The sequence below is a fragment of the Ensifer sp. ZNC0028 genome (assembly GCF_000799055.1).
In the GTDB taxonomy this organism is placed as follows: domain Bacteria; phylum Pseudomonadota; class Alphaproteobacteria; order Rhizobiales; family Rhizobiaceae; genus Ensifer.
On record NZ_JTLA01000076.1, the window covers coordinates 1 to 24,294 of the forward strand.

24 protein-coding genes are annotated in these 24,294 nt (G+C 63.1%); 16 read left to right on the forward strand and 8 right to left on the reverse strand.

Annotated features, from left to right (window positions below):
- Positions 1-62 precede the first annotated feature (62 nt).
- Complete coding sequence (locus L981_RS17860; protein WP_043619088.1) at positions 63-830, reverse strand: SDR family NAD(P)-dependent oxidoreductase; 768 nt, start codon at positions 828-830, stop codon at positions 63-65.
- Positions 831-1,002: 172 nt separating this feature from the next.
- Here L981_RS17860 and L981_RS17865 point away from each other — a divergent pair, with 172 nt between their 5' ends.
- From L981_RS17865 to L981_RS17900, 8 genes are all read left to right on the forward strand, one after another.
- Positions 1,003-1,767, forward strand: coding sequence for a DeoR/GlpR family DNA-binding transcription regulator (locus L981_RS17865; protein ID WP_043619091.1), 765 nt, complete (start codon positions 1,003-1,005; stop codon positions 1,765-1,767).
- Positions 1,768-1,898: 131 nt separating this feature from the next.
- Positions 1,899-3,416 (forward strand): glycerol-3-phosphate dehydrogenase, encoded by a 1,518-nt coding sequence (gene glpD / locus L981_RS17870; protein WP_043619093.1) that lies wholly within the window; start codon positions 1,899-1,901, stop codon positions 3,414-3,416.
- A gap of 127 nt (positions 3,417-3,543) precedes the next feature.
- The gene (locus tag L981_RS17875) at positions 3,544-4,614 is read left to right on the forward strand and encodes an ABC transporter ATP-binding protein (protein ID WP_043619102.1); all 1,071 of its coding nucleotides are present in this window, start codon (positions 3,544-3,546) and stop codon (positions 4,612-4,614) included.
- A 21-nt stretch (positions 4,615-4,635) separates the two neighbouring features.
- Positions 4,636-5,706, forward strand: a complete 1,071-nt coding sequence (locus tag L981_RS17880; RefSeq protein WP_043619104.1) for an ABC transporter ATP-binding protein — start codon at positions 4,636-4,638, stop codon at positions 5,704-5,706.
- 2 nt (positions 5,707-5,708) lie between these two features.
- A complete protein-coding gene (locus tag L981_RS17885) occupies positions 5,709-6,575 on the forward strand; it encodes a carbohydrate ABC transporter permease (protein ID WP_034802451.1) in 867 nt (288 codons plus the stop codon).
- A gap of 22 nt (positions 6,576-6,597) precedes the next feature.
- Positions 6,598-7,416 (forward strand): carbohydrate ABC transporter permease, encoded by an 819-nt coding sequence (locus L981_RS17890; RefSeq protein ID WP_043619107.1) that lies wholly within the window; start codon positions 6,598-6,600, stop codon positions 7,414-7,416.
- Positions 7,416-7,838: a DUF2160 domain-containing protein gene (locus L981_RS17895; RefSeq protein ID WP_043619110.1), complete on the forward strand. Its 423-nt coding sequence runs from the start codon at positions 7,416-7,418 to the stop codon at positions 7,836-7,838. Before L981_RS17890 ends, L981_RS17895 begins: the two co-directional genes overlap by 1 nt.
- Positions 7,839-7,920: 82 nt before the next feature.
- Entirely contained in the window at positions 7,921-9,642 is a 1,722-nt protein-coding gene (locus L981_RS17900; RefSeq protein WP_043619113.1) for an ABC transporter substrate-binding protein, read from the forward strand.
- Between the two features lie 110 nt (positions 9,643-9,752).
- On the opposite strand, the gene L981_RS17905 is transcribed toward L981_RS17900, so the two are convergent.
- Entirely contained in the window at positions 9,753-10,205 is a 453-nt protein-coding gene (locus L981_RS17905; protein ID WP_156134131.1) for a hypothetical protein, read from the reverse strand.
- Between the two features lie 336 nt (positions 10,206-10,541).
- Here L981_RS17905 and L981_RS17910 point away from each other — a divergent pair, with 336 nt between their 5' ends.
- Both L981_RS17910 and L981_RS17915 read left to right on the forward strand, forming a co-directional pair.
- Positions 10,542-12,026, forward strand: coding sequence for a nucleobase:cation symporter-2 family protein (locus tag L981_RS17910; RefSeq protein WP_043619119.1), 1,485 nt, complete (start codon positions 10,542-10,544; stop codon positions 12,024-12,026).
- A gap of 155 nt (positions 12,027-12,181) precedes the next feature.
- The gene (locus tag L981_RS17915; protein ID WP_043619122.1) at positions 12,182-13,093 is read left to right on the forward strand and encodes a DMT family transporter; all 912 of its coding nucleotides are present in this window, start codon (positions 12,182-12,184) and stop codon (positions 13,091-13,093) included.
- 61 nt (positions 13,094-13,154) lie between these two features.
- Here L981_RS17915 and L981_RS17920 read toward each other — a convergent pair whose 3' ends face one another.
- Complete coding sequence (locus tag L981_RS17920) at positions 13,155-13,583, reverse strand: Fur family transcriptional regulator (protein ID WP_034802472.1); 429 nt, start codon at positions 13,581-13,583, stop codon at positions 13,155-13,157.
- Positions 13,584-13,704: 121 nt separating this feature from the next.
- On the opposite strand from L981_RS17920, the gene L981_RS17925 reads away from it, so the two are divergent.
- From L981_RS17925 to L981_RS17940, 4 genes are read left to right on the forward strand one after another with little or no spacing between them, the layout of a single operon-like run.
- Positions 13,705-14,610, forward strand: coding sequence for a metal ABC transporter substrate-binding protein (locus L981_RS17925; protein ID WP_043619125.1), 906 nt, complete (start codon positions 13,705-13,707; stop codon positions 14,608-14,610).
- Positions 14,607-15,542, forward strand: a complete 936-nt coding sequence (locus L981_RS17930; RefSeq protein WP_043619130.1) for a manganese/iron ABC transporter ATP-binding protein — start codon at positions 14,607-14,609, stop codon at positions 15,540-15,542. The genes L981_RS17925 and L981_RS17930 overlap by 4 nt, the downstream gene beginning before the upstream one ends.
- Positions 15,539-16,399: a metal ABC transporter permease gene (locus tag L981_RS17935; protein WP_043619134.1), complete on the forward strand. Its 861-nt coding sequence runs from the start codon at positions 15,539-15,541 to the stop codon at positions 16,397-16,399. The genes L981_RS17930 and L981_RS17935 overlap by 4 nt, the downstream gene beginning before the upstream one ends.
- On the forward strand, positions 16,396-17,247 hold the full coding sequence (locus L981_RS17940) for a metal ABC transporter permease (protein WP_043619135.1): 852 nt from the start codon (positions 16,396-16,398) through the stop codon (positions 17,245-17,247). Before L981_RS17935 ends, L981_RS17940 begins: the two co-directional genes overlap by 4 nt.
- 39 nt (positions 17,248-17,286) lie before the next feature.
- Here the strand turns inward: L981_RS17940 and L981_RS17945 are convergent, their stop codons facing one another.
- A complete protein-coding gene (locus L981_RS17945) occupies positions 17,287-18,036 on the reverse strand; it encodes a F0F1 ATP synthase subunit A (protein ID WP_156134132.1) in 750 nt (249 codons plus the stop codon).
- A 330-nt stretch (positions 18,037-18,366) separates the two neighbouring features.
- Positions 18,367-19,272 (reverse strand): aminoglycoside phosphotransferase family protein, encoded by a 906-nt coding sequence (locus L981_RS17950; protein WP_043619165.1) that lies wholly within the window; start codon positions 19,270-19,272, stop codon positions 18,367-18,369.
- 285 nt (positions 19,273-19,557) lie between these two features.
- On the opposite strand from L981_RS17950, the gene L981_RS17955 reads away from it, so the two are divergent.
- The gene (locus tag L981_RS17955) at positions 19,558-20,472 is read left to right on the forward strand and encodes a DUF6030 family protein (protein ID WP_245281656.1); all 915 of its coding nucleotides are present in this window, start codon (positions 19,558-19,560) and stop codon (positions 20,470-20,472) included.
- 36 nt (positions 20,473-20,508) lie between these two features.
- Here L981_RS17955 and L981_RS17960 read toward each other — a convergent pair whose 3' ends face one another.
- Entirely contained in the window at positions 20,509-20,940 is a 432-nt protein-coding gene (locus L981_RS17960) for an Lrp/AsnC family transcriptional regulator (RefSeq protein WP_043619168.1), read from the reverse strand.
- Positions 20,941-21,065: 125 nt separating this feature from the next.
- Here L981_RS17960 and L981_RS17965 point away from each other — a divergent pair, with 125 nt between their 5' ends.
- Positions 21,066-22,169: a saccharopine dehydrogenase family protein gene (locus tag L981_RS17965; RefSeq protein ID WP_034802496.1), complete on the forward strand. Its 1,104-nt coding sequence runs from the start codon at positions 21,066-21,068 to the stop codon at positions 22,167-22,169.
- An 86-nt stretch (positions 22,170-22,255) separates the two neighbouring features.
- Here the strand turns inward: L981_RS17965 and L981_RS17970 are convergent, their stop codons facing one another.
- Both L981_RS17970 and L981_RS17975 read right to left on the reverse strand, forming a co-directional pair.
- Complete coding sequence (locus tag L981_RS17970; RefSeq protein ID WP_043619142.1) at positions 22,256-23,683, reverse strand: mannose-1-phosphate guanylyltransferase/mannose-6-phosphate isomerase; 1,428 nt, start codon at positions 23,681-23,683, stop codon at positions 22,256-22,258.
- A gap of 187 nt (positions 23,684-23,870) precedes the next feature.
- A complete protein-coding gene (locus L981_RS17975; RefSeq protein ID WP_034803086.1) occupies positions 23,871-24,272 on the reverse strand; it encodes a F0F1 ATP synthase subunit epsilon in 402 nt (133 codons plus the stop codon).
- Between the last annotated feature and the right edge of the window lie 22 nt (positions 24,273-24,294).

The window sequence follows — 24,294 nt, forward strand, 5'->3', positions numbered from 1 at the left end:
TTCTCCCCGCCTGCGGGGAGAAGGTGCCGGCAGGCGGATGAGGGGCGACGCTGAACACGCACTCATGCAATCAGCTGCCCGCCATTCACTTCCAGCACCTGACCGGTGATGTAGCCCGACAAGGCATACGAGGCGAGGAAGAGATAGACCGGCGCGCAGTCTTCCGCAGTCCCGAGCCGCCCGAGCGGAATGGTCTTGCGGGTCGCCTCCAGCTTCTCCGGCGACGAGTAGCGCTCGTGGAAGTCGGTGGTGATCGTGCCCGGCGAAACACAATTGACCCGGATGCCCTCGGGCGCAAGTTCCCGCGCCAAGGCCTTGGAATAGGTGGAGACGAAGGCCTTCGTCGCCGAATAGATCGACGACCCGGCGCTGCCGCCGGTCAGTGCCGAGATCGACACCGTGTTGACGATCGCCGGGTGCGTACCCTTGCGCAACAGCGGCAGCATCGCCCGCGTCATCTCGACGACGGCGGTCTGGTTGAGCTGGACGACGGTCTGGTACTGCTCGTCGGTCAGTTCCGCCGCCGGGAAGCGGCCGACCATCGTGCCGGCATTGTTGATCAGGATATCGACACTCTCGAACCGGCTGCGCACGACATCGGCGAGCCCCTCGACACCATCCGGCGCGAGAAAGTCCGCTGTCGCCACATAGGCCCGCCCTTCCGTCGCCGCCGTTTCGAGAAAATCGGGCAGGTCGCCGATCGACCGGCCGGCATGGACGAGCACATGCGCGCCGCAATCCAGGAACTGGCGGGCAACCTCCAGCCCGATGCCGCGCCCGGCACCGGTGATTACGACGGTCATGCCCTTGAACAAGGCCGGATGAAACATGTCTTTCCCCTCTTCACTCCTGAGGCAGGGTCGCCTATCGCCGTAGCGAATGCAACGCGCGCCGACACCCTGGCCTCGCTGCGAAAGCGATTTCGCCGCAAACGCCGATTCTGAAATTGCACGGCTTTCGTTTTTGCATATTATGAAACAAAACGAAAATGGGGAGGACGGAATGTATTTGACCGGTCGGCAGGAGGAGATCCTGGAACTGGCAAAAAGCGAGGGTCGGGTGCTGGTCGAGGAGCTGGCGCAGCGCTTTTCCGTCACGCCGCAAACCATCCGAAAGGACCTGAACGATCTCTGCGACGCCAAGATCCTGAACCGCATTCATGGCGGTGCCATCTTCCCGAGCGGCAAGGAAAACGTCAAATACGACGCCCGCCGCCAGATCGCGGCACTGGAGAAACAGGCAATCGGCAAGGCCGCCGCCGAGCTCATCCCCGACAACGCGTCGCTTTTCATCAACATCGGCACGACGACCGAAGCCGTGGGCGAGGCTCTGCTCGACCACAAGGAACTGATGGTCATCACCAACAACATCAATGTCGCCAACCGCTTACGCGTCTTCCCCTCGATCGAGGTGGTGATCACCGGCGGCGTTGTGCGCGGCTCGGACGGCGGCATCGTCGGCGAGGCCGCCGTCGACTTCATCAAGCAGTTCAAGGTCGACTTCGCTGTCATTGGCGCGTCGGCGATCGACCATGACGGGGCCCTGCTCGATTTCGATTTTCGCGAAGTGAAAGTCGCCCAGGCGATCATCGCCAATGCCCGCCATGTCATCCTGGTTTCCGACTCGACAAAGTTCGAAAGAACCGCGCCTGTTCGCATCGGCCATATATCGCAGGTTCAAACCTTCATCACCGATCGCTGCACGCTCGAAAATGTCAGGAAAATCTGTGTCGAACAGGATGTTCGCCTGATCGAAACCGACGCCTGAAGCCGGAGATTTAGACACCCCTTAAGATTCGCAGTGCATTCGTTTGACATTCGATATGTTTTCGTTTTAACTGATTTCACTTTCGCTGATGCATCAATTTGTGCATCGCGAAATGTGGAGGGGAAACAGCAGTGTCAGAGCAGGCAATCTACGACGTCTTCGTCATCGGCGGCGGCATCAACGGATGCGGCATCGCGCGCGACGCGGTCGGCCGTGGATACTCGGTCGCCCTGGCCGAAATGAACGATTTCGCCTCCGGCACGTCCTCCGGCTCCACCAAGCTCATTCACGGCGGCTTGCGCTACCTCGAACATTACGAATTCCGCCTCGTGCGCGAAGCGCTGATGGAGCGCGAAGTGCTGTGGGCGATGGCGCCGCACGTCATCTGGCCGATGCGCTTCGTACTGCCCTATCACAAGGGCGGCCTGCGCCCGGCCTGGCTGATCCGCCTCGGCCTCTTCCTTTATGATCATATTGGCGGCCGCAAGCTGCTGCCGGCAACGGCGACGCTGGACATGAACCGCGATCCCGCCGGCAAGCCGCTGAAGCGCCTGTTCAACAAGGCGTTCGAATATTCCGACGGCTGGGTCAACGACGCCCGCCTGGTGGTGCTCAACGCCCGCGACGCTGCCGACCGCGGCGCCGTGATCATGGCGCGCACCCGCGTCGTCTCGGCACGGCGCGACGGCGCCCTCTGGACGATCGAAACCGAAAACCAGGCAACCGGCGAACGCAAGACGCTCAAGGCCCGCATGCTCATCAACGCTGCCGGCCCCTGGGTCGACGCGGTTCTCTCGGGCGCACTCGGCAAGAACGATGTGCACAATGTCCGCCTCGTGCAGGGCAGCCATATCGTCGTGAAGAAGAAGTTCGACGATCCGCGCGCCTACTTCTTCCAGAACCCGGATGGCCGCATCATGTTCGCCATCCCTTACGAAGAAGATTTCACGCTGATCGGCACCACCGACCGCGACTATACCGGCAACCCGGCCGATGTGCGCATCAGCGACACCGAGGTCGATTATCTCTGCCAGGCCGCGAGCGAGTATTTCCTCGAGCCGGTGACGAAGGACGATATCGTCTGGACCTATTCGGCCGTTCGCCCGCTTTACGACGATGGCGCCAGCAAGGCGCAGGAAGCAACGCGCGACTACGTGCTGCGGGTCGAGGGCGACAAGGGTGCGGCACCGCTGCTCAACGTCTTCGGCGGCAAGCTCACGACCTATCGCCGTCTCGGCGAGTCCGCCCTCGAAAAGATCGGCGAGGCGATCGGCGTCAAGGGGTCGAAATGGACGGCCGGCTCCAGGCTTCCGGGCGGTGATTTTCCTGCCCAGGGCTACGGCGACGAAGTCGCAAGACTGCAGAAGCAATATCCCTTCCTTTCGCCGCAGCATGCGCGTCGCCTCGTGCGCCTCTATGGCACGCGCGCCGCCGCGCTACTCGGTTCGGCGTCGAACGAGGCCGCTCTTGGCCACCATTTCGGCGCCGACCTCTACGAGGCCGAGGTCAAGTGGCTGATGACGCAGGAATGGGCACGGCACGCCGAGGACGTGCTGTGGCGGCGCACGAAGCTGGGATTGAAGCTGACGCCGGGCGAGGCGGTAGCGCTGGAGGAATACATGCGGGGCGCGGCCAACGCAGCCGCCTGAGAGCGCTCGCATGCAGTGCATTTACACGGGCGCCCGCGTCCGGAAATGCAGAAGACCGATGAGATAGAGCGTTTCCGCGCTGGGGTGGAAAACGCTCGGACTGCCTTAGGGCTGGGTGGAGAATTCAATGCTTGAAATGAAGAAGATATCCAAGGTCGTGGGCGGGGAGACGCATATCTACCCGACCGACCTGGTGCTGGAGAGGGGGTCGCTGAACGTTCTGCTCGGCCCGACCCTTTCCGGCAAGACGTCGCTGATGCGGCTGATGGCCGGCCTCGACAAGCCCGCCTCCGGTTCGCTCATTTTCGACGGTGCCGACGTCACCGGCCTGCCGGTGCAGAAGCGCTCGGTCGCCATGGTCTACCAGCAGTTCATCAACTATCCGGCGATGACGGTCTATGAGAACATCGCCTCGCCGATGCGCATCAGCGGCGCCGACGCCGCCACGATCGACCGCGAAGTGCGCAAGGCCGCCGATCTCTTGAAGCTGACACCCTATCTCGACCGCACGCCCCTGAACCTCTCGGGCGGCCAGCAGCAGCGCACCGCACTTGCCCGCGCGATCGTCAAGAATGCCGATCTCGTGCTGCTCGACGAACCGCTCGCCAACCTCGATTACAAGCTGCGCGAGGAATTGCGCGAGGAACTGCCGAAGATCTTTTCGGCCTCCGGCGCGATCTTCGTCTATGCGACGACCGAGCCGTCGGAAGCGCTGCTTCTTGGCGGCAACACCGCAGCCCTCAGCCAGGGCCGCATCACCCAGTTCGGCAGGACGATCGACGTCTATCGTCGCCCGGTTGACCTGATCACCGCCCGCACCTTTGCCGATCCGCCGCTCAACTGCATCGAACTGGTCAAGTCGGGCGCGGCCTTCACGCTCGACGGCAAGCCGGTGCTGACGGTGCCCACGCATCTGGCTGGCATCGCCGACGGCCCCTGCACCGTCGCCTTCCAGCCGCACCATATTTCGTTCGACCGCCCGCATGGCGGCGGCGATGCGCTCACCGTCAAGACCGCAATCTCCGAGATCGCCGGCTCGGAAAGCTTCATTCACGTCGGCTTTGCCAATGCGCGCTGGGTGATGCTGGCGCCGGGCATTCACGACATCGAACCCGACGCGACCCTGGATGTCTTCGTCGATACCCGCCACCTCATGGCCTTCGGGCCGGACGGACGCGCCATCGGCGGCGCGGCCTAAAGGGGGCGCTGGGAGGAAAACATGGCACGCATCAATCTCAACCATATCCGCCACGCCTATGGCGCCAAGCCGAAGTCGGAAAACGACTACGCGCTGAAGGAAGTGCACCACGAGTGGAACGACGGCGGCGCCTATGCGCTGCTCGGTCCCTCCGGCTGCGGCAAGACCACCCTGCTCAATATCATCTCCGGCCTGATCAATCCGTCCGAAGGAGAGATCCTCTTCGACGGCAAGGACGTGACGCATCTGTCGACCCAGGAACGCAACATCGCCCAGGTGTTCCAGTTCCCGGTCATCTACGACACGATGACGGTCTACGACAATCTCGCCTTCCCCCTGCGCAACCGGCATGTGCCGGAGGCCGAGGTCGACCGCCGCGTCAAGGAAACGATCGAAATGATCGGCCTTGGCGGCTGGGCGAAGAAGACGGCTCGCGGACTTACCGCCGACCAGAAGCAGAAGATCTCGCTCGGTCGCGGCCTCGTGCGCAACGACGTCAGCGCCATCCTGTTCGACGAGCCGCTGACCGTCATCGACCCGGAAATGAAATGGGTGCTGCGCTCGCAGATCAAGCGGCTGCACAAGCAGTTCGGCTTCACCATGGTCTACGTCACCCACGACCAGACCGAGGCACTGACCTTCGCCGACAAGGTCGTCGTCATGTATGACGGCCAGATCGTGCAGATCGGCACGCCGGCAGAGCTCTTCGAGCGCCCGCGCCACACCTTTGTCGGCTACTTCATCGGCTCGCCGGGCATGAACGTGTTGCCGGTCAAGCTCGACGGCGGCACGGCGACGATCGGCGGCGAGAAATTGGGCCTCACCTTCCAGCCCAAGGTCAAGGCCGGCGCCAAGACCGAGCTCGGTATCCGCCCGGAATTCGTCTCGCTCGGTCGCGAAGGCATGCCGGTCGCGATCACCAAGGTCGAGGATATCGGCCGCCACAAGATCGTGCGCGCCCGTTTTGCCGACCAGCCGATCTCGATCATCGTCGATGAAGACGGTGAGATCCCCGCCGAACCGCGCGTCACCTTCGATCCGAAAGCCATCAACATCTACGCCGATTCCTGGCGCGTCGGCGAGGAGGCCTGACCATGGAGAAAACCTGGAACAACAAGGCCTGGTTCATGGTGCTGCCGGTCCTCGTGCTGGTCGCCTTCTCGGCCGTCATCCCGCTGATGACCGTCGTCAACTATTCGGTCCAGGACACCTTCGGCAACAACCAGTTCTTCTGGGCCGGCACCGACTGGTACGTCCAGGTGCTGACCTCCGACCGCTTCTGGGACGCGCTCAGCCGCAACCTGATCTTCTCGGCGATCATTCTCGCCATCGAAATCCCGCTCGGCATCATCATCGCGCTCAACATGCCGAAGAAGGGTCTCGGCGTGCCGGTGTGCCTCGTCCTGATGGCGCTCCCGCTCCTGATCCCGTGGAACGTCGTCGGCACCATCTGGCAGGTCTTCGGCCGCGTCGACATCGGCCTGCTCGGCCGCACGCTCGAAGCGATCGGCATCAACTACAACTACGTGCAGAACCCCGTTGCCGCCTGGGTCACGCTGATCGTCATGGACGTCTGGCACTGGACGAGCCTCGTCGTGCTGCTCTGCTATGCCGGCCTCGTCTCGATCCCCGACGCCTATTACCAGGCGGCCAAGATCGACGGCGCTTCGCGCTGGTCGGTGTTCCGCTACATCCAGTTGCCGAAGATGAAGCGCGTTCTGCTGATCGCCTTCCTGCTGCGTTTCATGGACAGCTTCATGATCTACACCGAGCCCTTCGTCGTCACCGGCGGCGGCCCGGGCAACTCGACCACCTTCCTGTCGATCGACCTCGTCAAGACGGCCATCGGCCAGTTCGACCTCGGTCCGGCGGCAGCGCTATCGATCATCTACTTCCTCATCATCCTGCTGCTCTCGTGGATCTTCTACACCGTGATGACCACGAGCGACGCGCAGGGCTGACAAAGGCGGGAGGAGAAACAAAATGCAAAAACAACCGCTTACCGAACGCCTTTCCTGGCTGGTGCCGACGATCTACATCGTCTTCCTGCTCCTGCCGATCTATTGGCTCGTCAACATGAGCTTCAAGGAAACGAGCGAGATCCTCAGCACCTTCTCGCTCTGGCCGGTCAATCCGACGCTCCGGAACTATGAGGTGATCTTCACCGATCCCTCCTGGTACAACGGCTACATCAACTCGATCATCTACGTGGTCATGAACACGGTGATCTCGGTGACGGCAGCGCTGCCGGCGGCCTATGCCTTCTCGCGCTACCGCTTCCTCGGCGACAAGCACCTGTTCTTCTGGCTCTTGACCAACCGCATGGCGCCGCCGGCCGTCTTCGCGCTGCCCTTCTTCCAGCTCTATTCGGCCTTCGGCCTGATCGACACGCACATCGCAGTGGCGCTTGCACACTGCCTGTTCAACGTGCCGCTCGCCGTCTGGATCCTGGAAGGCTTCATGTCGGGCGTGCCGAAGGAGATCGACGAAACCGCCTACATCGACGGTTACTCGTTCCCGCGCTTCTTCGTGAAGATCTTCATGCCGCTGATCGCCTCCGGCATCGGTGTCGCCGCCTTCTTCTGCTTCATGTTCTCGTGGGTCGAACTCTTGCTTGCCCGCACGCTGACGACCACGGACGCCAAGCCGATCGCCGCCACCATGACCCGCACGGTTTCCGCCTCCGGTCTCGACTGGGGTGTGCTCGCCGCGGCCGGTGTGCTCACCATCATCCCGGGGGCATTGGTGATCTATTTCGTTCGCAACTACATCGCCAAGGGCTTTGCCCTGGGGAGGGTATGATGACCGCTCAACCCGTTCGCAAGGCCCGCTGGCAGCTGCCGTTTGCCGCCGTTCTCGTCGTCTACGCCACCGTTGCGGGGCTGCTCTTCAGCATGCTGCCGATCAAGGACGGCGCGCGCGACTGGTTCGCGCCGCTCATCCCCGGTGGCTGGATGGCCTGGTCGTTTCCGTCGGCCATGTTCTTCCTGACGATCTTCGCACTGCTGTCGATGATGGCGGTCTGGGAATATGCCTCGCCCGGTGGCAACCCGCGCGTCGGCATCCTGCGCTTCGAGACGACACGGGGCGATCGCCTCTTCGTGTCGCTGCTCGGCAGCGCCTTCATTCACCTCGCATGGCTCGGCTTCGTCGGTGGGCAGAACCTGTGGTGGGCGCTCGCGCTCTCCCTGGTCTATGCCGTCGGCGTCTTCCGCTACGTCTGAGGCGAACCGATTTGAGGGGCCGCTAAACCAGCGACCCCTCGAAAGCCAAAGAACCGCATTCGCAAACCTAAGGGAGGGAATTATGCGACGGCATCTTTTGACTACGACGGCAGCTATGCTGCTGGCATTCACCGGCAGCGCTTTTGCCGGCATGGACGAAGCCAAGAAGTTCCTCGACAGCGAGATCGGCGACATGTCCTCGCTCGACCGCGCGGCCCAGGAAGCCGAAATGCAGTGGTTCGTCGATGCGGCGAAGCCCTTTGCCGGCATGGAAATCAAGGTCGTTTCCGAAACGATCACCACCCATGAATACGAATCGAAGACGCTGGCCAAGGCCTTCTCCGACATCACCGGCATCAAGATCACCCACGACCTGATCGGCGAAGGCGACGTCGTCGAAAAGCTGCAGACGCAGATGCAGTCGGGCGAGAACGTCTATGACGCCTATATCAACGACTCGGATCTGATCGGTACCCATTGGCGCTACCAGCAGGCCCGCAGCCTGACCGACTTCATGGCCAATGAAGGCAAGGACGTCACCAACCCGAACCTCGACATCGACGACTTCATCGGCAAGTCCTTCACGACAGCACCGGACGGTAAGCTCTACCAGCTGCCCGACCAGCAGTTCGCGAACCTCTACTGGTTCCGCTACGACTGGTTCAACGACGAGAAGAACAAGGCGGACTTCAAGGCGAAGTACGGCTACGACCTCGGCGTTCCGGTCAACTGGTCCGCTTACGAAGACATCGCCGAGTTCTTCACCGGCCGCGAAGTCGACGGCAAGAAGGTCTATGGCCACATGGACTACGGCAAGAAGGACCCGTCGCTCGGCTGGCGCTTCACCGACGCCTGGCTGTCGATGGCCGGCAACGGCGACAAGGGCATCCCGAACGGCAAGCCGGTCGACGAGTGGGGCATCAAGGTCGACGAGAACTCGCGTCCGGTCGGTTCCTGCGTTGCCCGCGGTGGCGACACCAACGGCCCGGCTGCCGTCTACTCCATCCAGAAGTACCTCGACTGGATGAAGGCTTACGCTCCGGCTGCCGCCCAGGGCATGACCTTCTCGGAATCCGGCCCGGTTCCGTCGCAGGGCGAAGTCGCCCAGCAGATGTTCACCTACACGGCGTTCACCGCCGACTTCGTGAAGCCGGGTCTTCCTGTTGTCAACGAGGACGGCACGCCGAAGTGGCGTTTTGCTCCGAGCCCGCATGGCGTCTACTGGAAGGACGGCATGAAGCTCGGTTACCAGGACGCCGGTTCCTGGACGCTGCTGAAGTCCACGCCTGACGACCGCGCCAAGGCCGCCTGGCTCTATGCGCAGTTCGTCACCTCGAAGACTGTCGACGTGAAGAAGAGCCATGTCGGCCTCACCTTCATCCGCCAGTCGACGCTCGACCACAAGAGCTTCACGGACCGCGCGCCGAAGCTCGGCGGTCTGATCGAGTTCTACCGTTCGCCGGCCCGCCTGCAGTGGTCGCCGACCGGTACGAACGTTCCTGACTATCCGAAGCTGGCTCAGCTGTGGTGGCAGGCGATCGGCGATGCATCCTCGGGTGCCAAGACCGCTCAGGAAGCCATGGACTCGCTGTGCGCGGAGCAGGAGAAGGTTCTCTCCCGTCTCGAACGCTCGGGCGTTCAGGGCGACATCGGTCCGAAGCTCGCCGAAGAGCACGATCTCGAGTACTGGAACAAGGACGCCGTTTCCAAGGGCAACCTCGCTCCGCAGCTGAAGATCGAGAACGAGAAGGAAAAGCCGCAGACCGTCAACTACGACGATCTGGTCAAGAGCTGGCAGAAGTAACAGGAAGGCCGCCCCAAACCGGGCGGCCTTTTCCTTTCAGGAGATGCGGCACCGGGGTCGGCAACGGCCCCGGTATTTCTTTGCCAGCATGCGCGAGAGCCCGACCACGCCTACATGTGGGCAAGCCGCAGGCGCCCGGACTTCTCTAACCGGCGCTTGTCGAAGATTGCCCTGATGGCCTGCGTCGAGCCGTCATCCATCCGCACGCTCATGTCCATGTAGAGATGCTCGTCAACGATCGTGATGCGGATGTCGAAAGGCTTGCCGCGATAAAGGCTGGCGCCATCCTCGTTCCAGCGACCGATGCCTTCGGCACTCGAACCCTCGACCCGGCCGAGATGGGTCACCGCGAACCATCCGTCCCTGCCCGTCACCTTGAGCACGGGGCCGTTCCGCCGGATCTCGACCGAGCAGCTCTCGCAGTCACCGGCGCCGGAGACCACCTGCTGCCATTGCCCCTGGAAGCTCACGCCGCTCGCCCCGGCAACCGCCGGCCAGAGAACGATCAGCAGCGCGAGAAGCGCACGACCGGGAGATGAAAAGGCCAATCTGCAAGATTTCATCGACATGATCCCAAACGAACCGTGGCGGAACCTTCGCACCCGGCGCGACGAACCATCGTCGTTTCGCATTGCAGCAACGTTGCATCGTTGCTAGGATCACCTCGTTCTTCGCCACGCCTTGGGGCTTTCTTCGGCAAGACCTGCCCGGTCAGAGCCGTTCGACGGTCAAATCCGGACCTTTCCCGCCCCAATCATCCCTCGACAATTCCCCCCGGAATCCGGAAAGTGTTTTCGTTCCGGCAAGACTTGCGACATTCTGTCTCGACAACCGAAGATAGCGGTTCCCCTGTTGGAGGACGGGGGGCCGGACTGGTCGATGCAATGGGAGGAGGAACCATGAGCGACGTTTCCAGCATACACCCCGTGGACGAAAGGCTGCCCGTGGGCAGGCTTGCGACCCTCGGGCTACAGCATGTCCTTGTCATGTATGGTGGCGCCGTCGCCGTACCCCTGATCGTCGGCCGCGCCTTGCAGCTCAGCCCTCAGGACGTCGCTTTTCTGATTTCGGCCGATCTTTTCGTTTGCGGCCTCGTCACCATCATCCAGTCGCTGGGCGTCGGCCGCAGCATCGGCATCCGGCTTCCGGTCATGATGGGCGTCACCTTCGCCTCGGTCGGCCCGATGGTGTCGATGGCAGCGATGACGCCTGGACAGGAGGGTGCCCGGATGATCTTCGGCGCCATCATCGGCGCCGGCCTCGTCGCGCTGCTGCTTGCCCCGGTCATGGGCCGGCTCCTGAGGTTCTTCCCCCCTGTGGTCACCGGCACGATCATTCTCGTCATCGGCGTTTCGCTGATGCGCGTCGGCGTGAACTGGATCTTCGGCAATCCCTTCGGCCCGACCGCACCCAAGCTCGTCGATCCGACCCATGCGGAATGGCTGGCGGAGCTCAAGAAGGCCGCGGCCACCGGAGGCCCGGCGGTTCCGGATGGCCTGGTGCTTGGCGCCAGCGTGCCGAACCCGCTCTACGCCGAGCCGAGCCACATTGCGCTTGCCGGCTTCGTGCTCCTCTCCATTCTCGTGATTGCCCGCTTCGGCCGCGGATTGATCAGCAACATCGCGGTACTGACCGGCGTCGTCGTCGGCTGCGTCGTCGCCGCAGCACTCGGCATGATGCATTTCGACCGGGTGGCCGATGCCGGCTGGTTTGCCGTCGTCACGCCGCTGCGCTTCGGCATGCCGATCTTCGATCCGGTGCTGATCGCCACCATGTCGCTGGTGATGATCGTCGTCATGATCGAATCGACCGGCATGTTCCTGGCACTCGGCGAAATCACCAACCGCGAAGTCTCGCGGCAGCAGTTGACGGCCGGCCTCAGGGTCGATGGCCTCGGCACCATGATCGGCGGCCTGTTCAACACCTTCCCCTATACGAGCTTCTCGCAGAATGTCGGCCTTGTCGGCGTCACAGGCGTCAAGAGCCGCTACGTCTGCGTGATGGGGGGCGTCATCATGATCGCGCTCGGCCTGATCCCGAAGATGGGCGCACTCGTCGAAGCGGTTCCGACCTTCGTGCTCGGCGGCGCCGGCCTGGTCATGTTCGGCATGGTCGCGGCCACCGGCGTGCGCATCCTGTCGACCGTCGATTTCAAGTCATCGCGCAACAACCTCTTCGTGGTCGCCGTCTCGGTCGGCTTCGGCCTGATCCCGCTGATCGCGCCGAACTTCCTGATCTGGCTGCCGCATGCGATCCACCCGATCATCGAGTCCGGCATCGTGCTTGCCTCGATCTCGGCGGTCGTGCTCAACGCCTTCTTCAACGGTCTCAGGTTCGAAAGCACAGCCAGCGTCAATGCTGCCAAGCTTGCCGACAGCCATTGAACCCTTTGCAATCGCGAAACCCCGGCTTTCCCACGAAAGCCGGGGTTTCGCTTTTCACACGGCAAGATCCCGATACTTCGACCACCAACGAAGCATCCGCCGCCGGCGTCGCGCTAGAACGATGGCAACAATGACGACGCAAGGATGCGACCCCGATGGCCAAGATCAACCTCTCCCTCGAACTCCTGTTGCTTCTGGCGCTCGCAACGCTTTGGGGCGCCTCCTACACCTTCATCAAGATCGGCATCGAGACCATTCCGCCGGTCACGCTGATTGCCGCCCGCACCCTGATTGCCGGCACGCTTCTTCTTGCCGTTCTGCGCTGGCGCGGCCTCAGCCTGCCGCGTGACGCGGCAACCTGGCGGCGCTTCCTGTTCCAGGCCTGCCTCAACAGCGTCGTGCCCTTCACGCTGATCGCCTGGGCCGAGCAGACGATCGATGCCGGCATCGCCTCGATCCTCAATGCAACGACGCCGATCTTTGCCTTCCTGATGACGGCGCTGATCACCCGCCACGAGGCGGTCACGGCCCGCAAGCTCGTCGGCATCCTCGCCGGCATGACCGGCATCAGCCTGATCATCGGCATGGAGGCCTTCGGCGGGCTCGGCGAACAGTTGCTGCCGCAGCTCGCCGTCGTGCTCGCCACCGTCTGCTACGCGGGTGCGGCCATCTTCGGTCGCGGCTTCAAGGGGCTCGACCCGATGATGCCCGCCGCCGGATCGTTGATTGCCGGTGCTGCGCTGCTGATCCCGGTAAGCCTCGTCGTCGACAGGCCCTGGACGCTGGCACCATCGGCGGGGTCGTTGCTGGCGCTCGTCGGCCTCGCCGTGTTCTCGACCGCCCTTGCCTTTGCCATCTACTTCCGGCTGATCCAGACGCTGGGCTCGGTCGGCGCCACGGCCCAGGCCTATCTGCGCGTGCCGATCGGCGTTGCCATCGGTGCGCTCTTTCTCGGCGAACGGCTGTCCGACACTGCCTGGATCGGCCTTGGCTGCGTCATCGTCGGGGTCGCGGCCATGACCATCCCGGCACGGCGAAGCCCCGCCGCGATCGCCGACCGCGGCTGAGCCCACTTACGGATAAAGAAAAGAGATTGCGCGCGCCGTTTGGCGCGCCATTGCCGACGCCTCAGTCCTTGCGCTTGCGGCAGTAGAGTTCCAGCCGGTGACGCACGAGGTCATAGCCGAGTTCGGCGGCGATTTCCGCCTGAAGCTGCTCGATCTTGTCGGAGCGGAACTCGATCACCGCGCCGGTGTCGATATCGATCAGGTGGTCATGATGCGGCGCGTCGGCGGTCTCGAAGCGAGCGGTCGCACTCTCGAAGGCATGGCGCTGCACCACGCCCTGTTGCTCAAGCGCTGACAACGTCCGGTAGACCGTCGACAGCGAGACGGTGGCGTCGATTTCCTTCGCCCGGCGATGCAGTTCGTTTGCATCCGGATGGTCTTCTGCGGTGGCGAGGATCTTCAGGATTGCGGCACGCTGGCGCGTCACGCGCACGCCGCCATCCCGCAACACGCCTTCCAGTTCTTCGACACGATTCTTGTTCTGTTTCATGGCCGTACACTAGCCAAGGGCGTCCGGTTTGAAAAGTGCCAGTTGCGAATGCTTCTCATTTGCATTGACTTATGCAAACCATTCCCCTACTCCTGTTGATGTCAACACTTGGGAGTAGAGAATGATAGATCAGACGAGGCGCGCGATCCTGGCGGCAGCAGCAGCCGTGGCAGCCATCGCGCTATCGCCGAACGCCAGCTTTGCGCAGGAAAAGTTCAAGGCAGTGACGACCTTCACGGTCATTGCCGACATGGCAAAGAATGTCGCAGGCGACGCAGCCATCGTCGAATCGATTACCAAGCCGGGCGCCGAGATCCACAACTACCAGCCGACGCCGCGCGATATCCTGAAGGCGCATGACGCCAAGCTGATCCTCTGGAACGGTCTGAACCTCGAGCGCTGGTTCGAAAAGTTCTTCCAGAACTTCGACGATGTTCCCGGCGTCGTCGTCTCGACCGGCATCGACCCCATGGGCATTGCCGAAGGCCCCTATTCCGGCAAGCCCAATCCGCATGCCTGGATGTCGCCATCCGCCGCGTTGATCTATGTCGACAACATCCGCGACGCTTTCGTGAAGTACGACCCTGATAACGCCGAGACCTACAAGGCCAATGCCGAGGCTTACAAGCAGAAGATCGAGGCGACCATCGCGCCGATCCGCGCCGAGATCGCCAAGATTCCCGAAGACAAGCGCTGGCTGGTCTCGAGCGAAGGCGCCTTCAGCTACCTGATCCGCGATTTCGGCATGAAGGAACTCTATCTCTGGCCGATCAACGCCGACCAGCAGGGCACCCCGCAGCAGGTCCGCAAGGTGATCGACGCCGTCCGCGCCAATCATATCCCGGTCGTCTTCTCCGAAAGCACGATTTCGCCTGACCCGGCAGAGCAAGTGGCGCGCGAGACCGGTGCAAAATACGGCGGCGTGCTCTACGTTGATTCCTTGAGCGAAGCGGACGGCCCGGTTCCAACCTATGTCGACCTGCTGCGCGTCACATCGGAAACCATCGCCAAGGGTCTTGCACAATGAACCTTCAGGTGAAGACGCGCTCCGGCCCAGCCCCTTCCACCGGCGAGCCAGGGAGCGGCATCCGCGTTGCGGGTGCCACCGTCACCTACCGCAACGGGCTGCGGGCGCTGCGTGACGCCAGCTTCGAGATCCCGACCGGCACGATCACAGCACTCGTCGGCGTCAACGGCAGCGGCAAGTCGACACTGTTCAAGGCGATCATGGGCTTTGCCCGCCTGTCGCGCGGCGACATCTCGATCCTCGGTCTTTCCGTGCCGGAAGCGCTGAAGAAGAACCTCGTCGCCTATGTGCCCCAGGCCGAAGAAGTCGACTGGAACTTCCCGGTGCTGGTCGAAGACGTCGTCATGATGGGCCGATATGGCCACATGAACATGCTGCGCATCCCGAAGAAGATCGATCACGAGGCGGTCGAGGCAGCCCTTGCCCGCGTCGGCATGAGCGACTACCGCAAGCGCCAGATCGGCGAACTCTCCGGCGGCCAGAAGAAGCGCGTCTTTCTCGCGCGCGCCCTTGCCCAGGACGGCAAGGTCATCCTGCTCGACGAGCCCTTCACCGGCGTCGACGTCAAGACCGAGGACGCGATCATCCGGCTGCTCATCGGGCTTCGCGACGAGGGCCGGGTCATGCTGGTCTCGACCCACAATCTCGGCAGCGTGCCGGAGTTCTGCGACCGCACCGTGCTGCTGAAAAACACCGTGCTCGCCTACGGCCCGACCGAGACGACCTTTACCCGCGAAAACCTCGAGCTCGCCTTTGGCGGCGTGCTCCGGCACTTCGTGCTCGGCGGTGAAAACCTGCACGACGACGCCGATCCCCGCCAGCTTGCCGTCATCACCGACGACGAGCGTCCGCTCGTCATGTATGGGGACAAGGACCGCATGGTGGCTCAGCCGGCAAAGCCCGAAGGCAACACGGAGCCGAACGGCAAATGACCGCCACGCTTCTCGAACCCTTCACCTACGGCTACATGCTCAACGCCATGTGGGTGAGCGCGCTGGTCGGCGGCGTCTGCGCCTTCCTGTCCTCCTATCTGATGCTCAAGGGCTGGTCGCTGATCGGGGACGCGCTCTCGCATTCGATCGTGCCCGGCGTCGCCGGCGCCTACATGCTCGGCCTGCCCTTCTCGCTCGGCGCCTTCTTCTCCGGCGCGCTCGCCGCCGGCGCCATGCTCTTCCTCAACCAGCGCACAAGGCTCAAGGAAGACACGATCATCGGCCTGATCTTCACCTCCTTCTTCGGCCTCGGCCTCTTCATGGTGTCGCTGTCGCCGACGTCGGTGAACATCCAGACGATCGTGCTCGGCAATATCCTGGCGATCACGCCGGCCGACACGCTGCAACTGGCGATCATCGGCGTCGTCTCGCTGATCATTCTGACGGCGAAGTGGAAGGACCTGATGGTCACCTTCTTCGACGAGAGCCATGCGCGCTCGATCGGCATTCCGACGACCTTTCTCAAGGTCCTGTTCTTCACGCTGCTTTCGGCCTGTACGGTCGCGGCGCTGCAGACCGTCGGCGCTTTCCTCGTCATCGCCATGGTGGTGACGCCGGGCGCCACCGCCTACCTGCTGACGGACCGTTTCCCGCGGCTGATCCTGATCAGCGTCGCCATCGGCACGCTGACGAGCTTCTTCGGCGCCTATTTCAGCTACTTCCTCGATGGCGCTACCGGCGGCATCATCATCGTGCTGCAGACGCTGATCTTCCTGACGGCCTTCGTCTTTGCCCCGAAACACGGACTTCTCGCCGCGCGCCGGCGTGGCGCCGAGCCGGCGGAGGCTGGCCGATGATCTCGCTCGACATGATGCTTGCCGTGTTCGAATTCGAGTTCATGCGCAACGCGCTTCTGATCTCGGTATTGGTGGCGATTCCGACCGCGATGCTCTCCTGCTTCCTGGTGCTGAAGGGCTGGTCGCTGATGGGCGATGCGATCTCGCATGCCGTCTTTCCCGGCGTGGTGATCTCCTACATCGTCGGCCTGCCGCTCGCCGTCGGCGCCTTTGCCGCCGGCATGTCCTGCGCGTTGCTGACCGGCTATCTCAAGGAGAACAGCCGCATCAAGCAGGATACGGTCATGGGCGTGGTCTTCTCCGGCATGTTCGGCTTCGGCCTGGTGCTCTACACCAAGATCCAGAGCGACGTGCACCTCGATCACATCCTCTTCGGCGACATGCTCGGCATTGGTTGGCCGGACATTGTCGAGACCGGCGTGATCGCGCTCGTGGCCGCCGGCATCCTCGCGGTCAAGTGGCGGGATTTCCTGCTGCATGCCTTCGACCCGGCCCAGGCCAAGGCCGTCGGTCTGCCCGTCAACTGGCTTCACTATGGACTGCTCGCGATCCTGTCGCTGACGATCGTCGGCGCGTTGAAGGCGGTGGGGCTGATCCTCGCCATCGCCATGCTGATCGCGCCGGGCGCCATTGCCTTCCTGATCACCCGGACCATGGGCGCGATGCTCATCGTCGCCGTGCTGGTCGCGATGACGGCGTCGTTTACCGGCGTCTATCTGTCCTTCTTCATCGACAGCGCGCCGGCGCCGACCATCGTGCTGCTGATGACCGCGATGTTCCTGATGGCCTTCGGCTGGTCGTCCTGGCGGACCTACCGCAACGAAGCCCGGCGCGTGACGGCCGAATGAAAAGGAGGCTCCCTTCGCGGGGAACCTCCATACCTTTTCTCAGTGGCTCGGATGCAGTGCGTCGTTGAGATACATGCAGGTCAGCATGGTGAAGATATAGGCCTGGATCAGGGCCATCAGCAGTTCCAGCCCCGTCAGCGCCACCGTCATCAGCAGCGGCATGATCGCGGCGAGGACCCCGAGCGCGCCGAAACCGCTCAAGCCCACGACGAAGCCGGCGAAAACCTTGAGCGTGATGTGGCCGGCGAGCATGACCGCGAACAGACGCACCGAGTGGCTGACAGGACGCGAGAGGTAGGAGACCACCTCGATCGGGATAATGATCGGCGCCAGGATCAGCGGCACGCCTGAGGGCATGAACAGCCTGAGAAAGCCGAGACCGTGCCGGTAGAGGCCGTAGAGCGTGACCGTCAGGAACACCAGCATCGCCAGCGCGAAGGTGACGGCGATATGGCTCGTCACCGTGAAGGCATAGGGGAACATGCCGATCAGGTTGGCGGTGAGGATGAACATGAACAACGAGAACACCAGCGGGAAGAAGCGCATGCCCTTTTCGCCGGCATTGTCGCGCAAAGTCTTCGCCGCAAACTCGTAGAGGATTTCCGCCGCCGACTGCGCCCGGTTTGGCACGAGGCCGCGTCTCCTTGTCGACAGGATCAGGAAGAGGCTGGCGATCGCGATCGTCAGCACCATATAGGCGGCCGAGTTGGTAAAGCTGATCTGGTGGCCGCCGACTTCGGCGATCGGGAAGAGCGACTTGATCTCAAATTGTTCGATGGGTCCGGCCATCATCAACCTCGTGCGTTGGTGACGAAACGTCGGCGGCGCGCGCGGGCGGCCACCTGCGCGCTTCAATATGTTGGGAAAGCGATCGGCGGCCGGGATCGTTCCACGAAACGATGGCGTCCGGCGGGGTGATCGGGCTGCTCGATGAAGGAAATGGTCACGCGGGCGTGCCGCGGGCTACGGGGCTGCATGGTACGATCGTCTCCAATATCTCGGTCGAGATAATGGGGCCGTCCCCAGGCGAAACACCGACGCGGGTCGTCCCGCGTGCGCCTGACCTAGAGGCAATTTGCGCCGGGGTCAAGTCGGTGCCCGGCCGGCGCGCAACCGGTCTCAGCCGTGGCGACGGTGATCCGCAAGCACCTCGTCGATCACCACGCGCTGCTTTGCCTTTTCGCTCGCCGGCGCGCCAGCCATGCCGGCAAGGACGATCAGCGCCTTCCACAGCGTCCAGCCGCGGCCGCGGGCCCAGGCGCCGTGATCGAGAGCCATGCCGTCGCGGAAGACCTCGCGGCTCTCGCCGTCGAAAAACGTCCAGGCGATCGCAAGATCGCAGGCCGGATCACCCACACCGGAGGTGCCGAAGTCGATGACGCCGCTCAAGCTGCCGTTCTCGACCAGCAGGTTACCCCAGGCGATATCGCCGTGAAACCAGACGGGCGCGCCCTCGAACGGCGCGGCAAGCGCGGCCTCCCAGACCTCCCCTGCGGCCGTCCTATCGATGTCGCCCCCAAGCAGCTTCAGGGCCTCGCGCGTCTGCCCGTCGTAAAAGGCAGGTGGGCCGCCGCGGTGGAAATTATGATCGCCGGGCACGGGCCCACCAGTGGCATCCGCTTGCATCAGCGCGCGCAGGAACCGCGTCAGGTCCTTCGCGACCTGCCTGACATCGTCGACCCGCTCGGCAGCCAGTGTTTCCCCGGGGAGATAACGATAGACCGACCAGGGCCAGGGAAAACCCTCTCCCGGCACGCCCTTGCCGAGAGGCACAGGAATGGGCAGCGGCAGTTGCGGCGCCAGCAGCGGCAGCCAGCGATGTTCCTTTTCCACCTGCAGAACGTAGTGTTCGGCGCTCGGCAACCGGACGGTCATCCGGTCGCCGAGGCGAAACGTCCTGTTGTCCCAACCGCCCGGTTCGATCGGCCTTATGTCGAGTTCCGACCACTGCGGAAACTGCACCGCGAGTAGCCGGCGCACCAGTGCTACGTCGATCGACGGCGTTGCGGATGTCGGCTCTGTCATGAGGAACATGCGCTCCGGTTTGAATGTCTGCGGACGCTAGTTAGGCAATCACTTCCGGATTTCAACTTTTTAGTTCACGCCGGCGATGGTTCACCGGCGCGTTGTGTCGGGATGCAACAGTCGCCTCGCGGTTATCGGCGGTTGCATATTGCCGCCGCGACGGATTTCGAGGATGAAGAAGGCTTGGACATCTTGCTAGCCTGAGATCATGGAAACCCGGCAGACCGACCGCCCTTCGCTGGAGGCTCCGCAACTCATCGCCCATTATGGGGCGAGCGAGGCTGCATGAGCACGGCCAAAGGCAAGACGCCCGCCGGCAAGCCGGCCCGAAGCACCGGTCTGCGCTTCTTCATCGTGGCCCTGCTGCTGATCGTCACCGCCATCGTCGCGACGGCCCTGCTCGCCAACGAGCAACGCAATCTGAAGAAGCTTCTGCTCGCACTCGGCCTGCCGACGACCTTTCTCGAAGGAGGGAGACCAGACGAGACGACGGGCACGAAGCGCGAGAGGCGCGTGCCGCCGCGCGTCGTCTTGCCCGCCTGGACCTTCCAGGACCTGCAGACGCCGGAGCAGCAGTTCCTGCGCGTCATCCGCAGCGACCCAAAGGCGCTTTGCGACGAGTTGCGCGATGCCGGATTTCGGGAGCTCGAATGGAAATCGAGCGCCGGCGAACGGGCCCAGTGGGAATGCTCCTCGCTGATTTCCTTGCCCCGGCCGGGCGAGGACAAACCCTCGTCGATCTTCATCTTCGTCAAGGGCAGCGGCGAGGAAGAAATCTCGTCGTTCCGCGTCAAGCTCAACATCGAGCGCCAGGAGGACAGCCAGGCGGTGACGACGGCTGCGGCGCGGGCGGCATCCGTCTTCCTCGATCACGTGCGCTGGGCGGACGCGGCCAGCGTCACCTTGCAGATCCAGGCGCTGAGGGAATTCGACCTCAAGCGCTTTGGCAGCCGCATTCAGCTCAAGCGTGAATCCGACGAGGAGACGCAGCGCTACAATTTCCTCGCCAACCAGGCCGCCCGTGCCCGCCCGAAGAGCATTGCCGAGCAATATTTCGACCGCAGCAAGTGGCTCGCCTATGGCGATGGCAGCCTGCGCAGTTTCGTTCGGGGACCGAGTGCCTGGAACGCCCCGGCCAAGGTGCCGGACGGAACGGGCACGGGCAAAGAGGAATCCGCACCGGCCGCCAGCCCGCCCTGATGATCGCACCGCCTGTCGCTCGAACCGAAGGACGGTCTAGCGGTCAATCCGCGTCGAGAGGATGATCGACGACAGCGTTCGGTCGACACCGTCGATTTCGCCGATGCGATCGATCAGCAGGTCGAGTTCGCTGATCGACGTCGCAGCGACCACGGCAATCAGGTCGAAGCTGCCGCTGACCGAATGCAGCGTCTGGATTTCCCGGATGGCGCTCAGTTCCGGGGTCACGCGCGAGAGCGCCCGCGGCGCAATGGTGATCAGCACATGCGCCTTGACCAGCCCCTTCTCGTAGCTTTCCGACAGGCGCACGCCATAGCCGGCGATGATGCCTTCGCGCTCCAGCCGCTCGATGCGGGCCTGCACCGTCGTGCGCGACAGGCCGAGCCTTCGGGCAATCGTCGCCGTCGGCATGCGGGCGTTTTCGCTCAAGATGGCGAGGAGCTCGCGATCCTTGTCCGTGATCTGCATTTCGTCGGTCCAGTTGGGCAATCTGCCGAATTTAGATAGGCGATTTAGTCACATCAGCGCTTCAAATCAACAGCCCCTCCCACAACAATAGAGACACAAACAGTTCTCATGCCCTGGGGGAAAGAATGAAGAATATCGTCGTCATCGGAGCAGGCAAGATCGGCTCCACCATCGCTCGCATGCTGGCACACACCGGCGACTACAGCGTCTGCGTCGCCGACCGCGCCGCCGAGCAGCTGGAGCAGGTCGAAAAGCATGCCGCGATCACGACGGCGACGGTCGACATCGGCGACAAGAAGGCGCTCGTCGCTCTTCTCTCCGGCAAGTTCGCCGTTCTGAGCGCGGCTCCGTTCCACCTGACGGTCGCAATCGCCGAAGCCGCTGCCGAAGCCGGCATCCATTACCTCGACCTCACGGAAGACGTCGAATCCACCCGCCAGGTCAAGGCGATCGCCGCCAAGGCAAACACCGCCTTCATTCCGCAGTGCGGCCTCGCACCGGGCTTCATCTCGATCGTCGCCAACGACCTCGCCAGCCGTTTCCAGACGCTGGAAAGCGTACGCATGCGCGTCGGCGCCCTGCCGCAGTACCCGTCGAACGCGCTCAACTACAACCTCACCTGGAGCACCGACGGCGTCATCAACGAATACATCGAGCCCTGCGAGGCGATCGTTGAGAGCAACCTGATCGAAGTGCCGGCCATGGAAGAGCGCGAAGAATTCTCGCTCGACGGCGTTACCTACGAAGCCTTCAACACCTCGGGCGGCCTTGGCACGCTTTGTGAAACGCTGAAGGGCAAGGTCCGCACGCTGAACTACAAGACGATCCGCTACCCGGGTCACGCCGCCATCATGAAGGCGCTCCTCAACGACCTCGGCCTGCGTCACCGCCGCGAAGTCCTCAAGGACATCTTCGAAAATTCGCTGCCGACCACCACCCAGGACGTCGTCGTGATCTTCGTCACCGTTTCGGGTTTCCGCGACGGTCGCCTGATCCAGGAAACCTACGCCAACAAGGTCTATAGCGGCGTCGTTGCCGGTCGCATGCAGAGCGGCATCCAGATCACCACCGCCGGCAGCATCTGCGCCGTGCTCGATCTGCTTGCCGAAGGCAAGATCGCCCAGAAGGGTTTCGTTCGCCAGGAAGACATCGGCCTCGATACCTTCCTCGCAAACCGCTTCGGCCACTACTACGCCCAGAAGGGCGAGAGCGCGCGCGTCGCCGGCTGAGCCAATCAGCCCTGATGCGCCGACTTCAATGCCCGGGTTTCGCCCGGGCATTTTTCGTTTCGCCGTCCGACAACGATGCGATGCGCCTATTTACGGCCGAATTCGTCCTCGATGCGGACGGTGTCGTCGTCGCCGAGATAGGAACCGGTCTGCACCTCGATCAGCTCCAGCGGGATTTTGCCCGGATTGTGCAGCCGGTGCACCGTGCCCTGCGGAATGAATACCGACTCGTTCTCGTGGAGCAGCCGCGTCTCGCCACCCATGGTGATCTCCGCCGTGCCGCGTACCACGATCCAGTGTTCGGCGCGGTGATGGTGCTTCTGCAGCGAGATCTTCTTGCCGGGCGTCACGCGTAGGCGTTTCACCGAGAAGCGCTCACCGTCGGAAAGTGCGGCCACCGCGCCCCAGGGACGGTAGGAGGTCGGATGCACTTCCGTCAGCGCCGCGGTTTTGGGAGAGAGGGCGAGCGCCTTGACGATATGGCCGACGCTCTGGCTGTCGTCCAGCCGCCCGACATAGACGGCGTCCTCTCCGGCAATGACGGCCACGTCTTCCAGACCCTGCACCGCCAAGTGAATGTCGCGTGACAGAACCAGCGAGTTGCGGGTGTTCGACACCGTCGCCCGGTCCGTGACGACATTGCCGTCGGCATCCTTGCGTCCGGTCTTCCACACCGCATCCCAGCTTCCGAGATCCGACCAGGGGAACGACGACGGCACGACGGCGGCATGCTCGGTCTTTTCGAACACCGCATAATCGACGGAAATATCAGGTGCTGCAGCAAAACTTTCGCCGTGCAGCCGGGTGAAGTCGAGATCCTTGTAGGCACCTTCGACGGCAGCCTTCGCTGCGTCGAAGACCTCCGGCGCAAACCGCTTCAATTCGTCAAGAAAGAGCGTCACGGGCAGCATGAACAGGCCGGAGTTCCAGAGATAGCGCCCGGTCGCGATCATCGCCTCGGCTTTCACCCGATCCGGCTTCTCGACGAAGCGCGCCACCCGGTTCGTGCCTTCGGCCAGCTCGTCGCCGCATTCGATATAGCCGAAGCCGGTGGCCGGTTCGGTCGGGGTGATGCCGAACGTCACCAGCTCTCCCCGCTGGGCGGCCGCCTGCGCTCTCAGGATGCAGTCCTCGTAGAGGACGCCGGCGTCGATCTCGTGATCGGAGGCAAGCACCTGCATGATCGCGCCTTCGCCGTAGCGGCCAAGCACTGCGAAGGCGGCTGCGGCAAGGGCCGGTGCGGTGTTGCGCGCCACCGGCTCCAGGAGAATGTCGCCGAGCTCGGCCTCGATCGTACGCGCCTGCTCGGCGACGATGAAGCGAAAGTCGCTGTTGGTGACGACGATTGCCGGCTCGTATCGCGTCCGGTCGCCCACACGCTCGAGCGTCTGCTGGAACAGCGATCGCTCGGAAAGGATCTGCAGGAACTGCTTCGGCGCGGCAGAGCGCGAGAGCGGCCACAGTCGGGTGCCCTTTCCACCGGCCATGATGACAGGAACAATCTTCGACGTCATGCCAGCGGTCTTTCCTCGTGGGCTGCGTGGTCATCGATGAATACAGGATCGACGGTGAAGAATAGCTAAAGTCGCCGATGGGAGCCACCAGCCGCGTTGCAGCGGGAGCGGCCCGGATGAACGCATAAAAAAACCCCGCTCGAAGGCGGGGCTTTGTTTCTGCGCTTCACCCTTCCGGGTGTCCCTTTCAGGCCGGGATGACGATCTCGCCGAGCTTCGTCAGTTCGGCGACGAACTGCTCCAGACGGGTCTTCTTCTCGTCACCGGCGCCTTCCAGCTCGGCGCGAACCGCGTCGATACGGCTTTCGAGAGCCGTGCGGTCGAGTTCATCGACATGAACGGCGGATTCGGCGAGCAGCGTGCAGCCGGTCGGCAGGATGTCGGCAAAGCCGCCAAACACCGCAAAGCGCTCCGTCTTGCCGTCGGCCAGCTTCACCGTGACCACGCCGGGCTTCACCGTCGTCATCGTCGGCGCGTGATTGGCCATCACGGTCATCTCGCCCTCGGTCGCCGGAATGACGACTTCCGTCACCTTTTCGGAGACGAGCAGGCGCTCGGGGGAAACAAGCTCAAAGTTGAAATCGGCCATGACCATTCACTTCTTGTGGGCG